Origin of the sequence: Lactiplantibacillus fabifermentans DSM 21115 (genome assembly GCF_000498955.2) — a bacterium.
In the GTDB taxonomy this organism is placed as follows: domain Bacteria; phylum Bacillota; class Bacilli; order Lactobacillales; family Lactobacillaceae; genus Lactiplantibacillus; species Lactiplantibacillus fabifermentans.
In genome coordinates, this window is sequence record NZ_AYGX02000032.1 from 56,543 (window position 1) to 71,179 (window position 14,637).

Annotated in this window: 13 protein-coding genes and 1 riboswitch; of the genes, 1 reads left to right on the forward strand and 12 read right to left on the reverse strand. The window is 47.5% G+C overall.

Translation table 11 applies throughout. From position 1 onward, the window contains the following. Nucleotides 1–22 precede the first annotated feature (22 nt). The 5 genes from DY78_RS02220 to DY78_RS02240 form a co-directional block, all read right to left on the reverse strand. Nucleotides 23–904 carry a proline iminopeptidase-family hydrolase gene (locus tag DY78_RS02220; RefSeq protein WP_029779122.1) on the reverse strand — a complete coding sequence of 294 codons (882 nt, stop codon included), beginning with the start codon at nucleotides 902–904 and terminating at the stop codon, nucleotides 23–25. Nucleotides 905–1,058: 154 nt separating this feature from the next. Beyond that, nucleotides 1,059–1,850 carry an alpha/beta hydrolase gene (locus DY78_RS02225; RefSeq protein ID WP_024625887.1) on the reverse strand — a complete coding sequence of 264 codons (792 nt, stop codon included), beginning with the start codon at nucleotides 1,848–1,850 and terminating at the stop codon, nucleotides 1,059–1,061. Nucleotides 1,851–1,993: 143 nt separating this feature from the next. Beyond that, on the reverse strand, nucleotides 1,994–2,776 hold the full coding sequence (locus tag DY78_RS02230; RefSeq protein ID WP_024625888.1) for an alpha/beta fold hydrolase: 783 nt from the start codon (nucleotides 2,774–2,776) through the stop codon (nucleotides 1,994–1,996). A gap of 34 nt (nucleotides 2,777–2,810) precedes the next feature. Beyond that, complete coding sequence (locus DY78_RS02235; RefSeq protein WP_024625889.1) at nucleotides 2,811–3,485, reverse strand: hypothetical protein; 675 nt, start codon at nucleotides 3,483–3,485, stop codon at nucleotides 2,811–2,813. Between the two features lie 95 nt (nucleotides 3,486–3,580). Beyond that, entirely contained in the window at nucleotides 3,581–4,942 is a 1,362-nt protein-coding gene (locus DY78_RS02240; protein WP_024625890.1) for an amino acid permease, read from the reverse strand. A gap of 232 nt (nucleotides 4,943–5,174) precedes the next feature. On the opposite strand from DY78_RS02240, the gene DY78_RS02245 reads away from it, so the two are divergent. Next, a complete protein-coding gene (locus DY78_RS02245) occupies nucleotides 5,175–5,645 on the forward strand; it encodes an NUDIX hydrolase (protein ID WP_024625891.1) in 471 nt (156 codons plus the stop codon). Nucleotides 5,646–5,754: 109 nt separating this feature from the next. Here DY78_RS02245 and DY78_RS02250 read toward each other — a convergent pair whose 3' ends face one another. The 7 genes from DY78_RS02250 to thiM form a co-directional block, all read right to left on the reverse strand. Further along, the gene (locus DY78_RS02250; RefSeq protein ID WP_024625892.1) at nucleotides 5,755–7,332 is read right to left on the reverse strand and encodes an HIRAN domain-containing protein; all 1,578 of its coding nucleotides are present in this window, start codon (nucleotides 7,330–7,332) and stop codon (nucleotides 5,755–5,757) included. Nucleotides 7,333–7,450: 118 nt separating this feature from the next. Next, on the reverse strand, nucleotides 7,451–8,848 hold the full coding sequence (locus DY78_RS02255; protein WP_024625893.1) for a flavocytochrome c: 1,398 nt from the start codon (nucleotides 8,846–8,848) through the stop codon (nucleotides 7,451–7,453). A 145-nt stretch (nucleotides 8,849–8,993) separates the two neighbouring features. Beyond that, on the reverse strand, nucleotides 8,994–10,622 hold the full coding sequence (locus tag DY78_RS02260) for a peptide ABC transporter substrate-binding protein (RefSeq protein WP_024625894.1): 1,629 nt from the start codon (nucleotides 10,620–10,622) through the stop codon (nucleotides 8,994–8,996). A 30-nt stretch (nucleotides 10,623–10,652) separates the two neighbouring features. Then, entirely contained in the window at nucleotides 10,653–11,387 is a 735-nt protein-coding gene (locus DY78_RS02265; RefSeq protein ID WP_024625895.1) for a gamma-glutamyl-gamma-aminobutyrate hydrolase family protein, read from the reverse strand. Between the two features lie 430 nt (nucleotides 11,388–11,817). After that, a complete protein-coding gene (gene thiE / locus DY78_RS02270) occupies nucleotides 11,818–12,471 on the reverse strand; it encodes a thiamine phosphate synthase (RefSeq protein WP_024625896.1) in 654 nt (217 codons plus the stop codon). Then, nucleotides 12,455–13,288, reverse strand: a complete 834-nt coding sequence (gene thiD, locus DY78_RS02275) for a bifunctional hydroxymethylpyrimidine kinase/phosphomethylpyrimidine kinase (RefSeq protein WP_024625897.1) — start codon at nucleotides 13,286–13,288, stop codon at nucleotides 12,455–12,457. Before thiD ends, thiE begins: the two co-directional genes overlap by 17 nt. Before the next feature lie 8 nt (nucleotides 13,289–13,296). Further along, nucleotides 13,297–14,097, reverse strand: a complete 801-nt coding sequence (thiM, locus tag DY78_RS02280; RefSeq protein WP_024625898.1) for a hydroxyethylthiazole kinase — start codon at nucleotides 14,095–14,097, stop codon at nucleotides 13,297–13,299. Between the two features lie 78 nt (nucleotides 14,098–14,175). Next, nucleotides 14,176–14,282: riboswitch (TPP riboswitch) on the reverse strand. Nucleotides 14,283–14,637 lie beyond the last annotated feature (355 nt).

Here is a 14,637-nt window from a genome sequence, read left to right on the forward strand (position 1 = left end):
TTGAGGTGGCGCAGTTTTTTATTTAGCGCGTCAAAAACGCACCGAGATGTTCAAAATAGTCAGCCGGATTATCCAGCATTTGGCCATGGCCCGCATGTGGCGTCACGTGATACCACGCTTGCGGCATGGTCTTCACCATTCGTTTGATGGCCGCTAACGGCATCGTATCGTGTTCCCCCACCATCAAATAAGTGGGAATAGTAATGTCGCCCAGACGATCACGAATATCCCAACCGGTCAGCGTACCGCCGCTCACAAACTCATTATCGCCGCAAAAATGATGATAAATCGTCGGCGCCATAACCGACACTAAATGTTGGGGTTGGGCAGCGCGCGCATGGTGTAAATGATGGTCACAAAATTCCGCTAATAACTTTTGATAGCGCGGCTCGTGATACGCCCGCCGCTGTTCCACGTCATGCATGTAGATGAGCGCACGTTTGGAAAACATCTGCGACCGAATGGCTTCAAGATTGGCGGTGTATTCAGCCGTGTTATCAATCATGCTGGAGACGACGAGGCCTTTGAGGTGGTCACCGTATTTGAGTGCGTATTCCATTGCCAGTAACCCGCCCCAGGACTGACCTAGTAAGTAAAAGTCCTCGAGACCGAGCGCTTGGCGGACTTGTTCGACTTCATCGACGTAATAGGCCACGTTTAAATACTTGGTACGATTCGCCGGATCCGACCAATCTGGGGATTCCGAAAAATACGAACCCAACTGATCGTACATCGTGACTTGGACGTGGTACGGCGCTAGCTTGGCGGCGAAGTTTTCGAATATTTCGTGGGTGCCGCCTGGGCCGCCGTGGAGGCAGAGGAGTTTTGTTGGGCCGGTGCCGGTTGTACGCGTCCATAAGTGATAATTGCTACCTATGGAGATAGCATTGGTGCCTACTCTCATTCATTCGCCCCCTAAACTAATTAATCGTTAGAATGTGTTGTGTTCCTACCTTAATTATATGATAACCACCAATTAAGATGAAACAGGAAACTATCCCACGAATGCAACTAAGAACTTCTTATCAATTACTTCAATTGGATCATACAGCTTGATTCTAAATTGCCTTAAACGTCCCCCGATACAACCAATGCATCACCATCCCCAACTGCTGATTCCAAAGCGGCCAATCATGCCGCCCCGGCAGTTCATCCCAAGTGAATTGGTTACCGAACTTGGCCGCCAACCGTGGTCGCATCGCCACATCCATCGCTCGCAACATGTCTTGGCTCCCGGTCGTCATCAAGACACGTAAATCGGTGTCAGCGGGCACGCGCGCCAATAAGTATCCCAAACTAACGGGGCTATCTTCCAAGTGTTGCGGATCAAACGCCAAGTCAAAATCCGGCATCATCGTGGCTTGTTCAACGCGAAAACGACCTAAATCAGTCACGGGCGACAAGGCCGCCACCGCGGCAAAGCGGTCCGGGTACGTCAAAGCCCAGCGCAGAGCACCATAACCGCCCATCGAGTTCCCAACGACGACATTATCAGCAGGCGCTTCACTCAACGGAAACATAAAGCGCAACCGTTCCGGCAATTCTCGCGTGAGAAAGGTCCAATATTTCGGTCCGCTAACCATATCGGTGTAAAAGCCCCGTTCGGTTTGGGGCATCACGACTGCCACGCGGTATTGCGTCGCCAAGGCTTCAATCGTGGTATTACGCAGCCAAGTTGTGGCGTCGCCGCCTAAGCCGTGTAGCAGCCAAATCGTTGGCAACAATTGATGACCGCTGGCGTAATCGGCCGCGACTTCGCCAGTAGGATTCAACGGTTCCGGTAAAATGACATTCACATTGACCGACCGTCCCAACGTATTGGCATAAAAATTATTATAATGAACGGACATTGGTGCCACCCCCATATCGTTATTTATATAATCAAATAAATTTTAAAAATATTTACGAATAAATTATCCCACGCCATTCCCAAATACTCAACTGTTTGCCAAGTAAAAACCGGCTATCAACGTTCGCTGATAACCGGTTCACTTTACAATGTATTTAAAAAATCTAATAACGCGTCATTAAACGCCGCCGACTGTTCGGCCATCACGATATGACCGGCATCCGCAATCTTGACGCTTTGCCCATGAATCGCTGTTTTAGCCGTTACGGCCGCAAATTCCGGATTAAAGTACGGCGACTTGGCCCCGGCAATAATCAAAAATGGCACGGTGATATCGGCAACCACATCTCGCCAATCTTGAAAGGCGTGATTGATTAGTAACGGTACCATCAAGCCCCTATCAAACGGAGCCTCGGCTTCAATCCCTTTGACGAGCGCATACGTATCATCATCAATATGCTTATAAGTCGAATGTCCCAATGGCATTTTAAAGTAGTCAGGGAAGTCGGCCCAAGTAATTTTCTTGAACCCGTACGGCCATGATGGCGTATTGATCATCTTGGGCGTCTGGTCGACATCGATCACGGCGCGGACGTTGGCATCGCCGAATAAAGATAGGTACGCAAACCACGTCGCGGCCCCCATGGAATTACCGAGTAAAATCGGCTTTTCTAACCCTAAATGTTCAATCAATTCATGGGCATCCAAGGCCCGCCGACTCATCCGTAAGCCCTTTTTGGTGTGTTCTGACAACCCCTGGCACCGACCATCTAAATTAATCACTCGATAGCCCGCATCCAGTAAGACAGGAACTTGTCGGTGCCAAATCTCTTTTGAACCACCAAATCCCGTCAAAATGACGATGGGCTGGCCACTCCCTTTGTCAGTGTAATCTAAACTCACTTGATCCGAAGTTATAAATCGCATGTTTCTACTCCTTTTGACTGTTCAGTCAAATTAATTATGAAATAAAGTCGTTGGGGGTCAACTCATTCAATTGGGCAACCCAAGTTTGCATACTGGCAGCTTGAGTGTCGGCACTTAACGTGACCGGCGCAACTAAACTAGCCACTTTCGTCCAATCAATTGTCGTCGCAGTTACTAGCCCGGCTTGTAATTGTTGGACTTGGGCCGTGGTTACTTGAGCAAGCTTGGCTTGATTGTCACCAAACATCCCTAACAAAGTATTGATTGCGAGTTGCTCACTGATGACCGTCGTTATTGTCGCCGTGGTTAGTAAATCAGTGACTTGCAATCGTTCATCGAGTGGCACGGCGGGCACTTCTTTGACCATGAACGCTTGCCACGCTAGTAGTTCTTGTTGGAGCAAGGCATATCCTTGCCACGGTAACTGGCGGTTGAACTGTTGAAGCGTCTGTTTGGTAATCGTTGTTACCGACCAGCTTAAGGCTCCGTTAGCTGTGGCCTCGGCTAACCATTGCGTCATAAACCGTTGCATCGTTTTGCGCATCACGGGCCGTTGCCGTTTAGCTTGCGTTAAGTGATAGCGCACTAACAAAAATTCACTGACCGCTGCGTAATCAATCGTGCGGTCGGCGTGAACTTGATGCCGCTGTTTCAATTGGCGCAGCTTTTTTTGCCGACTGGCCTTCGCGTAATGGCCTTGTTTTACCATGCCTGACACCTGCTTCTGAAAAAATTAGTATGCTTAATTTTAACGCATTCGCCGCCAAAATAAAAAGCACCCACCATAATGGTGAGTACTTATTTTTATGCCGATTGTTCCTTCAATCGGTATTTGCGGAAATAAATCAAAGTCATGATAACTAAGAATACGACCCCCACAATGATGGAGTATCTCGTTTCCGGATTGATGAACATAAACACTAACGTTAACGCTAAGAAAGCTAACGTCAAATAATTTGAATAAGGTGATAATGGCATTTTGAATGGATGATTGGCCATCTTAGCCGCATTTTGTTTACGGAATTCGATTTGGCTCACTAGAATGACGAACCACGGTACCATCCCAGGCAACACACTCGAACTATAAACCATCACGAAGATTTCACTGGCATCTTTGAAAAACATCGGCAAGACGACGTTTAAAATGACCCCAATTAAGATTCCTGTTGAAATCGCGATAACGGCATAAAACGGTACGCCATGGCGATTTAACAATGTCATTTTCTTTGGTAACTGATGATTTTCCGCTAGCGTGTAAGTCATCCGGCTGGCGCTATAAATCCCGGAATTGGTCCCGGATAATGACGCGGTGATGACCACGAAGTTAATAATCGAAGCGGCCGCGGTAATCCCGATTTTGGCAAAAGTTTGCACAAAGGGCGAACCGATTTGACTGATTTTATCCCACGGGTAAATGCTGACGATCACGAAGATGGCGCCGACGTAAAATATCAAAATTCGTGCAACCGTGGACCGAATCGCTTTGACTAAGGTACTTTGCGGGTTTTCGGCTTCACCAGCCGTGACTCCAATCAATTCAATACCTTGATAGGACGCTAAGACGATTGATAGCGCGAACACGAACCCTTTAACCCCACCGGTAAAGAAGCCGCCGTGTGACCATAAGTTGCTAATTCCGATCGCATGACCATTGTTGCCAAAACCGAACAGAATCAATCCTAACCCGGCAATGATCATCAAAATAATCGTCACGACCTTGATGAGTGAGAACCACGTCTCGAGCGTCCCAAACATCTTGACCGAAATCAGATTAGCCACACATAAAAAGGCAATCGCAATCAATCCCGGAATCCAATCCGGCAAATTGGGCCACCAATAACGGCAGTAGCCGCCCAGCGCAATCATTTCACTCATGCCGACGACGACGAATTGGAACACGTTGCTCCAAGCCGTTAAGTAGCCGAAGACCGGATGCATGTATTCGGACGCAAACTTAGCGAACGAACCCGTATTAGGGTCGACATACAGCATTTCGCCCAGCGCCCGCATAATCAGGTACAAAAACGCGCCGGAGATGACATACGCAATCAAAACGGAAGGTCCGGTCCATTTGATGGTCGAGCTCGACCCCATGAATAGGCCGACCCCAATCGTGCCACCCAATGCAATCATCTGCATCTGGCCCGTACTTAATTTTCTCTGCATAGATTTCTCTCTTTTCATTAATTCAAAGAACAAAACTGCTTGATTTCACAGTATATAGCATCCATCTTAGCTAAAATTTAAACGTTACGCAACAACGCCTCAACGGACTAAATTGCTTACAACCCAAGCATGACAAGCCTTTAACCTTTCTTAGTAAAATTTAATCTACCCACGAAATCACCCCACATTTTGCGTATAATGGACTTATACATATGAAAAGTGAGGGATTCAAATGGCAAACTACATTAAAGAAATTCGCGCCTTAGTCGGTCATAAACCGATTTTTCTCAATTGTGCTGGGGGCATCTTATTAAACGACCAGCAACAAGTCCTCTTGAACTTACGTACCGATACCCATAACTGGAGTTTACCGGGCGGCTATTTGGAATACGGTGAATCTTTTGCGGAAGCCTGTGTCCGCGAATATAAGGAAGATAGCGGGATTGACGTCAAAGTCGTTGCGCCAATCGGCTTATTTGATCGCGGCGAAACCGTTTATCCAAACGGTGACGTCACCCAAACAATTGCGGAACTCTTTTTAGTTGAAGCCGTTGGTGGCCATCAGTTGGAACAAGCGACCGATGAAACGCTCAAGCTCGCCTATTTCGACCTCGATAACTTACCACCATTATTGAATCAGCAAACCGCCGACATGCTGGCGGCCACGGCGGAATATTTAAAGGACCACACGACTCATTTTTAGGGTGGCGTGGCGCTCGTTGCGACTATAAAAATGGCACCTGATGAACGCAATATCTCATCAGGTGCCATTTTTTATTTCAATATATTTCGTTTTTTGACCGTTCGTTCAATTATTCATTCCAGCTGTGTAAAAATATTTGTAACCAGTCTGGATTCGTGGGCGCTTGCGCCATTTGTGGATGTTCCGGATCAGTGATAATGGCAATACTAGCAATATCTCGGAGCGTGACTTGCTGAATCTCAAACGTTTCAAAGTTATAAAACGCCAAGCAAGCCACTAACGACTCTTGATCATCGTTCGGCGTCGTGCTGAAGAGTTGCACCGGATAAATCGGCTGGCTCAACATGCCAACTGTCTGTAAATGATAGTGTAAGGTCGCAATTTCATGGTATAACGTGGCATGGATCAATGCTTGCAGCAAAGTTTCATCTACGCCCTCGGTACTGCCTGGTAGTAACTGTACCCGCCGTTGATAGCTGGCCAAAGCATGGTAGGCCGTGTCACCTAAAGTCGTCCGTAATTTCTCAACGGTCAACGAAGACACACTCGGAGCTAGCATTTGGTTGCCTTGGAAATTCGGCAGTGCCGACACTAAGACCGTGGCGAGCTCTTCACGAGTAAACGTGGCATGGGTGGCGGTCGCGGCATGCGCCACGTATGGTTCAACCAAATTCACCGTTGGATATTGCAATGCCAACCGTAACGCCGTTTGAACTTGGGGCTCGCCATAAGATACCCAACTCACCATAAAGCCGCGTTGATAATAAGCTTCCGGCTGGGTGACATGATAATTCACTTGCGGTACCGTCGCATCACTTGGAAAATTATCATCGAGACCGGTCATCGTTTTAACACTCAGACCGACGACATAAAAACTAGTCGCGTTGGTCACAATCAGCCCTTGTTCGTGAGCGTCTTGCCATCGGTTGATCACTTCAGCAGCTTCACCGACTTGCGCGGTCACCGTACTATTCGCCGTGACCGCGGACCAATTCGGCACTACCCAGTAACGCTGGGTCACAAATAGCTCATCATCCGGCGTAATCCACGGACTAAGCGCGGTCCACTGATACTTCAACGGCTGCCCGTCACAGTCCAAGCGCAAATCACCCAGCGGCGTGTTCAACGCATGACTAGGTACCACGCCTAATTTAGCCGGTCGACCAGTGACATCCCGTTGTTGTACGCGCATGGCTGGCACAACACACGGCTTAGTAGTCACTTGCTTGAGCATAATGGTTAATTTCTGATTATCAACATCGAGGGTCTCAACACAGCCATACAAGCTGGCCTGTTGGTCCATTAGTTGCGCATAAGTTGAATTTTGATAACGGGCAATATAGCCTAACTTTTCATGTTGCAACGTCCACACCGAAATGGCCTGATCGTCATACTGATTGTGCCCCTCACGTTGTAATAAGACTGGCGCGCCAACTTGTAACTGACTTAATGTCGTCGCGATATGCTCCACATACCGCTCACCCACGACCGTCACCGTCGCCAAGGCTAAATCATCCGCCGATTTTTGTTCAGCTATCTGAATTATTTTGCTAACGTCAATAACTTGCACCGTGGCCGCATGTTCGTCGCCTTGTACTAACACTTGTTGGCCGTGATTCACTAGGGCCAAAATGCGATAGCTTTGTTGGTCCTGCGTCGTCACTTGCATCCCCACTTGTAATTGCATGTGTCCCACCCCCTTTAGTTCTTGCCGTCATTATACCTTAGTTTTGAAAACCCCATCAACTGCAAATAGAGAAACGACGCTAATTTCATCAAGAAATTAGCGTCGTTTATAACTTCAATTATTTTACGTTATTTATATATTGATATACTTGTTGACCGGCTTGGCGTCCAAAGACGACCGTTTCGGCAATCGAGTTCCCACCGATTCGGTTATTTCCGTGTAAGCCACCGACAACTTCACCCGCGGCATACAACCCCGCAATGACCGTTTGATCTGGTCGTAGGACTTGGGTTTGCGGATTGATTTTTACGCCACCCATCGTGTAATGGACTGCCGGCGCAATATGAATTGCGTTATATGGCCCACTCGTTAAAGCTGCCATCCCGGTAGTGCGTTTGAAGGCCGCATCATTATCAGTCGCCACCGCTTGATTCCAATCGGCGACCGTCGCAGCTAATTGATCTGCTGGCAAATCAATCTTAGCGGCTAATTCAGCCAACGTGGCCCCCGTCTCAACTAAACCAACGTGATCATAAAATTCAATTGCTGGTACCCGTTTACGAACGGCCGTATCTAAAATTAAATAGGCATGTTTTGTTGGCAAACTATCAATGGCCGCAGTAACGTTTTTCCGCGTGTCGAGTTCGTTTACAAATCGTTGACCATTCTGATCGACCAAGATAGCCCCTTCACCACGCACGGCTTCACCAATCAAAAAGGCATGTGGCGTATCTTGTTGAACAGTTGGGTGCACTTGAATCTGGTCCATATCAACCAATTGGGCGCCGGCCGTCGCCGCTAAGCTCAACCCATCACCGGTGGCACCAGGTTGATTAGTCGTTTGATAATCTTGTAGGTCTGGTCGATATTTCGCAATTAATTTAGGATTAGCGGCAAAGCCCCCCGTCGCTAAAATAACTGCTGAGCTATTTAACGCTTTAGTCGTTCCGTCCGCTAATTGTACCGTAACCCCGTCAATTTTAGCAGCCGTCGTATGCAAGTCGGTGACGGTAACTTCAGTAAACAATGGAATCTTCGCTGCCTGGACCGCCTTCAATAATTGCGTGACTAAAAAGCCCCCAATTGGCGCTAAACTGCTCGGACGATGGGTCCGTTCAACACTCATCCCACCGGTAATCGTTAATTCATCGAGTTGAATATCATGCGCCGCTAACCAGTCAATGGCTAACGCGCCGTGGGTCGTAAAATATTGCAGCAAGTCGGGGTCATTTTGACGACCGCCCCCGACATAAGTTTCCTGATAAAAATCAGCGTAGCTATCAACCACATGATGCTTTAATTGGACGAGCGTTTCCGCGGCATTCATCCCCGAAGACGCCCGCGTCGTGTTACCACCAATTTTAGGCATTTTTTCTAAAATAACTGGCCGTAACCCCAGTTCATGCGCTTGGACCGCACTCACTAATCCCGAGCTTCCGGAGCCAATAATAATTACATCATATTGTGACTGTAACGCCGTAATCGCGGTTGGTTCAAATTGAAACTTTGCTGCCATGTCTTACCAATCCCTTCACCAAATAATCAAGCAATGTTTCACGTGAAACATTATTAGTTCTATTTTAACGATAGTTGGTGAAAATAAACAGGATTAACGTCAAAAATGGCACTGACAATTGCCAGTACCATTTTTAGTAACCTAATTATTTCCAATAAGCATACCGATACAACGCATCGCGCAACAACGTGAAGTGAACCCCACCAACTTTGCTGCTAACTAAATGAGCCGAGGCCGTTTGATATAACGGGGTGACCCCTTGCTTTTCAGCCACTAACTTCGCAGCTTTTTGCATCGTTTGGTACCGGGCCGTTTTACTTTGTGTGCCCGCCGTAATCGTCTTGATCAAGCCTTCATACTGACTGTCATCAAACTTCCCAAAGTCCACCGAATTCGTAATGGATGCCTTGTTCAAGAAATCCACGGGGTCTTGGAAATCACTTGACCATGACAAGGTTGCCAAGTCAAAATCACCCTTGCTCAACGTTGAAATTTCATTCGTTAAAGGCACGGATTTAACGTTCACCGTGACCCCTTTCAAATTCTTTTCAATCGCGGCTTGAACGAATTCCGCCACCGACTTATTCACGTCATTGTCATTTGTCAATAATTGTAGGGTCAGCTTCTTTTTACCTAAACTAGCTTGGGCCTTTTTCCAATAAGCTTTCGCCTTGGTCGGACTGTACGGATACAAGTTGCCCGTATCTGTATTGAAGTCTTTGCCCGTGGTTGGATTCTTGGTATTCCCCGTTGGCACTAATGACGTCGCCGCCACCGAGCCATCTTTCAAGACATTCTTAACAAGCGATTCCCGATTTAAAGCGTAGCTAACGGCCCGCCGCAAATCGGCATTTTTAGTAATCGTCCGCTTCGAATTCCAAGGCATGAAGTAGAGTTGATTCAACTTCGTGATTTGTAAGTTCTTCTTTAATGACCCGGTCTTTGCCTCAGCGACCTGCGTCCCCGTAATCTGAGTGACCTGTACCGCGTCACTGTCAAATAAGTTTTGGGCTGTACTATTCGTTTTGACCGTGCTGACTTTGACATGGTTAATGTGAACCGACTTTTTGTCGTAGTAATACTTATTTTTAGTATAGTTCCAAGTATCACTAGTACCATCCCAAGCCTTCAACACGTATGGGCCATTCGACAACGTTTTAGCCGATGAGGTCCCGTACTTGTTCCCATACTTTTCCGTGAATTTTTGATTTAAAGGATAAATTTCAGTTGCCAAGCGGTAATTAAAATACGGCACCTTTTGGGTCAGCGTGAATTGTAACTTATATTTACCTAAAGCCTTAACGCCCAATGTCTTCACGGCCTTTTTGCCAGCAGTAATGGCCGTCGCATTTTCAATTTCCGCGACATGCCCAACTTCTTGTGACTTCGTGGCTGGATCAACTTGGCGTTGCAACGAATATACAAAGTCCGCGGCCGTAACTTTGACCCCATTCGACCACTTCGCATTGTGACGTAAGGTAAAGGTATACGTCTTACCACCGTTAGTCGGTTTTACGATTTTAGTCGCAATCGCTGGCACCACTTTACCGTTGGCGTTAGTCGTATACAGACCTTCCATCACTTGCGCAATCGCGGCCTGACTGACAATGTCATCCGCCTTATTTGGATCAGCCGTGGCAATGGCTTGTGAAGCGGTGACGTGTAACGTTTTATCTTTTTGACTAGATTGACTACTATTTGACGAACAACTGGCTAAAACTAACCCCAAAGCAACTAATCCAACACCCGTAACCCATTTTTTAGTTGTCTGCATCTCACTAACCCCGTTTCCTTAAAAGACTAATTACTGACCGCTGGTGGCAATGAACCCCGCAAATAATTGGGCCATCAGTGGATTAACTTGTTGCATCATTTCCGGATGCCACTGCACGCCGAGTTGTAAGCCACCAGCGGTGGATTCAATTGCTTCAACAACTTGGTCAGCAGCTGTGGCAACGACCTTAAACCCTGGTGCAATTCGATGTAACGTTTGATGATGAAATGAATTGACCGTCAATTTAGTGGTCGTTAAATACGTCGCTAATTGGCTCGGCGCTGTAACGGTTACATGATGCATTCCATAAGCTGGTAATTGCGCCTGCATATGTTTCAACGTCCCTTGACCGGCTGGCATGTAACTTAAATCTTGATAGATTGTCCCACCATACGTGGCGTTCAAAATTTGCACGCCGCGACAAATGCCTAAGATGGGCTTATGCGCGGCATGCACAGCTTTAATCAACCGTCCCTCATACGCATCGCGCTGCGGGTCAATATCGCCTAATTTTGCCAGTGGTTCCGCGCCATAAGTTAGTGGATCCACATCCTCACCACCGCATAACAACAACCCATCGATCAAACTGACGTACTTACTAATCGCGTCATCATCTAAGGTCACCGGCAACATTAACGGTAGTCCCCCATTATCGGTAATCGACCGTAAGTATTCGCGATTCACATAATCACGTTTTCGGCCGGGAAACATGTGACTGTCAACGGTCACCACGCCTGGTGCAATTCCAATTACTGGTTTTGTCATTTTCTACTCCCTCTTAGCCCAATAAAAAAGCCCTGCATGCAAGTTTTGCACACAGGGACGAACAAAGTCGTGGTACCACCCCGAGTTTATGACTGATCAGTCATCTCATAACACCAAAATTCGATGTCAGGGATCATAACGGATCCTGCCGGACTATTGGCTTGCACCGCTAGTCATCGCTCCGAGCTCATCTTCAGTTAACTGGTCTTGCTACCCTCACACTATTAGTAGTCGCTGTTCAAGACGCCTTAACTTACTCTTCTCATCAATACGTTTATTCGTGAAATTAAAATGTAATGGCTATTTGATTAGTTACAGATTAAGATTAATTATTTCGAATGTCAACCCTCAAGTTCTGCAAACAAAAAAACGCTAGTCAGTCGCACATCCGACCAGCGTTGCGTTCATAAATTTAAATATGTCCGGGAAATTATTCCTCAAACGGTGCAGCTAACATGGCCCAAACCGTCCGTTGATAATCATCACTATTTGCTAACATGGAAATAACCGCCGCCCCAGCCGCACCGGTAGCCGCAATCGCCGGTAACTCATTTTCAGTAATCCCACCAATCGCCACAATCGGATAATGGGATACTTGGACGAGTTGGGCTAATCCAGCTAACCCGACGACGGGGTCAGCGTCTAATTTAGAGGTCGTTGGAAAAATGGGCCCACTCCCCAAATAAGCAATCCCGGCAATCTGATTGGCTTGCTCAACTTCTGCTAATGTCGAGCATGATAAGCCCACAAACATTTGCTGCCCCACTTGTTCAAGCACCCGTTGCACTTGGTCATCACTTTGCCCAACATGAATGCCATCTGCCTGTAAAGCGAGTGCCAAATCTACATCGTCATCGACAATAAATGGCACTTCCGCCGCGGCACAATGTTCACGTAATTCCTGGCCTAATTGATATCGGGCCGCTGTGGTCAGTTGGCTAGCCCCCTTATCACGGAATTGATAGGCCGTAATGCCAGCCGCTAAAGCTTGATCAACGACCGTCACTAACGACTGACCGACAACATCTTGCGTGCCACAAACAAAATACGCCCGGAGTTGGTTGGCTTCAAATTTTAGCGTCATCACTCGTCACCTCAGTACTTGGCGTTGCCCAGTGGTTTAACGGCCCGTGACCATGCCCGACTTGAATCGTCGCGGCAATCGTGGCCGTCACATAAGCCTTAGCCGTCTTAATTGCGGTAGCCATCGGTTGGCCTTTAGCTAATTCTGCAGTTAAGCAGGCCGACAAGGTATCCCCCGTGCCATGTGTCCGCACCGTATCTGTCCGCGGTGCCGATAACCAAAACGCCGACCCATCGGCCAATAAAACAAAGTCTTTAGCTAACGTTGGCTGGGCTTCATGACCACCCTTGATGATGACATTTTTAGCGCCTAGCTGTTGCAGCGCTTGACCAGCCGCCACCATACCGGCTTCATCGCTAATCGTCAAACCAGTCAGTTGCTCCGCTTCTGGTAAATTAGGCGTCACGACGGTAGCTAACGGAATCAACTCGTCACGCACCGTAGCGACTGCATCGGCCGCAAGTAAGGCCGCGCCACCTTTAGCAATCATGACCGGGTCAACAATGACTGGCCCAAAATCATAACGCTGCAAGTTGGCGACGACGGCGTGAACGTGTTCCGCATCGGCTAACATCCCCGTTTTGCACGCTCGAATTTTTAAATCCGCCGCTAACGACGCAAACTGTTCATCAATCAATTTAGTTGGCAAGGCCATGAAGTCTTGAACGCCCAGCGTATTTTGCGCGGTAACGGCCACGATGACTGCCGTCCCAAAAACGTGCCGGGCTTGCATCGTCTTTAAGTCGGCCATCACCCCAGCGCCACCACCGCTATCCGTCCCAGCAATCGTCAATACTTGTGGAAATTCATTTACCATGCCTATCCCTACTTTCCTGAACTAACGCGACTGACATTTTCCAATTCCTCAGCCGTTACTAAACTTAATTTATCAATCAATTCGATGGCAAAAGTCGCTGGGCGATTAGCCGTCATTTGGCTTGCCACTAACTCACCTGTGCCGGCAAAGGTCAAACACGCCATTTGGGCCGCCGCCAATAATTGGTCTGGGCAAATGGCTGCAAAAGCCGCCACCATTGCGGATAACATGTCACCAGAACCGACATGTAATTGAAATAACGGCGTGCCATTTTTAACTTGGATGACTTGCTGACCATCCGTAATAACATCCGTCGGCCCGGATAAAATCACGACACAGCGTTGTTTGACTGCACAAGCTTGTGCAATCTGGACCAAATCGGCTTGACCACTGCCGGCATCAATGCCGCGGGCCTGCCAGTCGATACCTGCTAAGGCTGCAATTTCACCGGCATTACCACGAATAATGTCCACTTTGACAGTTTGTAGTAAATCTTGCGCCACTTGTTGCCGATAAGGAATCGCCCCCACTGCTACTGGGTCTAAAATGACCGGTTTATGATGCAAATTAGCTAATTGACCAACCGCTTGCATCTGGGTCACTTGGGCCGTCGTTAACGTGCCCATATTTAAACAAACTGCCCCGGCAATTTGCACCATCGCCTCGGCTTCTTGCGGCTCGGCTGACATAATTGGTGACGCCCCAATCGAGTTTAAACTGTTGGCGACATCTTGTACCGTGACAAAGTTCGCGATGTTAAATACAATCGGATTTTTTGCTCGTAAAGTTGCCAATAGTGATAAGTCCATTTCAAACTCCTCCTCAATCGTCCGTAAGCACAAAAAAACGACGCCCCTTCAACTTGCGTTAAACGGGGCGTCGCCAATTAATCAGCTGTGACACTTTCCCTACGCAAGTCTGAACTTACAGGTTCAAAGGGATCAGCACTTACAGCGCTATCTCAGCCCATTTTTGGACACCCCTAGTGTACTAAGTACTTTTAGTGTAGCGATTGTAACCGCTAACGTCAACTAGCAACCGACACAACTTGCAAAAGTTATCCGGGCAGTTGACCAGCCATTGATTAACCTAGCTAAACTTTGCTATCATTAAGTTGTTAGACCCACTGTCCATCAAAGTGGTTCGCTGAGCGTTTTTGGCGAATAATTGATGACTTAAAGAGAGGGAGTGGAACTTATGATTAATCCAAATGGTGCCATTCATCGTGGTTGGAACCGGCGACTTGTTACCGGTAAGACCTTAGCTGAATGTGACGAAAAACTCGTCACTTATTTAAATGGTAGATTGCAAATTTAATCCGAATTTTTGGACAAATTGTTCAGCATAAC

Excerpts from the sequence above, each read along its gene's own strand:
- DY78_RS02220 (WP_029779122.1), bottom strand. The coding sequence starts at position 904 with ATGAGAGTAGGCACCAATGCTATCTCCATAGGTAGCAATTATCACTTA.
- DY78_RS02225 (WP_024625887.1), bottom strand. The coding sequence starts at position 1,850 with ATGTCCGTTCATTATAATAATTTTTATGCCAATACGTTGGGACGGTCG.
- DY78_RS02230 (WP_024625888.1), bottom strand. The coding sequence starts at position 2,776 with ATGCGATTTATAACTTCGGATCAAGTGAGTTTAGATTACACTGACAAA.
- DY78_RS02235 (WP_024625889.1), bottom strand. The coding sequence starts at position 3,485 with ATGGTAAAACAAGGCCATTACGCGAAGGCCAGTCGGCAAAAAAAGCTG.
- DY78_RS02240 (WP_024625890.1), bottom strand. The coding sequence starts at position 4,942 with ATGCAGAGAAAATTAAGTACGGGCCAGATGCAGATGATTGCATTGGGT.
- DY78_RS02245 (WP_024625891.1), top strand. The coding sequence starts at position 5,175 with ATGGCAAACTACATTAAAGAAATTCGCGCCTTAGTCGGTCATAAACCG.
- DY78_RS02250 (WP_024625892.1), bottom strand. The coding sequence starts at position 7,332 with ATGCAATTACAAGTGGGGATGCAAGTGACGACGCAGGACCAACAAAGC.
- DY78_RS02255 (WP_024625893.1), bottom strand. The coding sequence starts at position 8,848 with ATGGCAGCAAAGTTTCAATTTGAACCAACCGCGATTACGGCGTTACAG.
- DY78_RS02260 (WP_024625894.1), bottom strand. The coding sequence starts at position 10,622 with ATGCAGACAACTAAAAAATGGGTTACGGGTGTTGGATTAGTTGCTTTG.
- DY78_RS02265 (WP_024625895.1), bottom strand. The coding sequence starts at position 11,387 with ATGACAAAACCAGTAATTGGAATTGCACCAGGCGTGGTGACCGTTGAC.
- thiE (WP_024625896.1), bottom strand. The coding sequence starts at position 12,471 with ATGACGCTAAAATTTGAAGCCAACCAACTCCGGGCGTATTTTGTTTGT.
- thiD (WP_024625897.1), bottom strand. The coding sequence starts at position 13,288 with ATGGTAAATGAATTTCCACAAGTATTGACGATTGCTGGGACGGATAGC.
- thiM (WP_024625898.1), bottom strand. The coding sequence starts at position 14,097 with ATGGACTTATCACTATTGGCAACTTTACGAGCAAAAAATCCGATTGTA.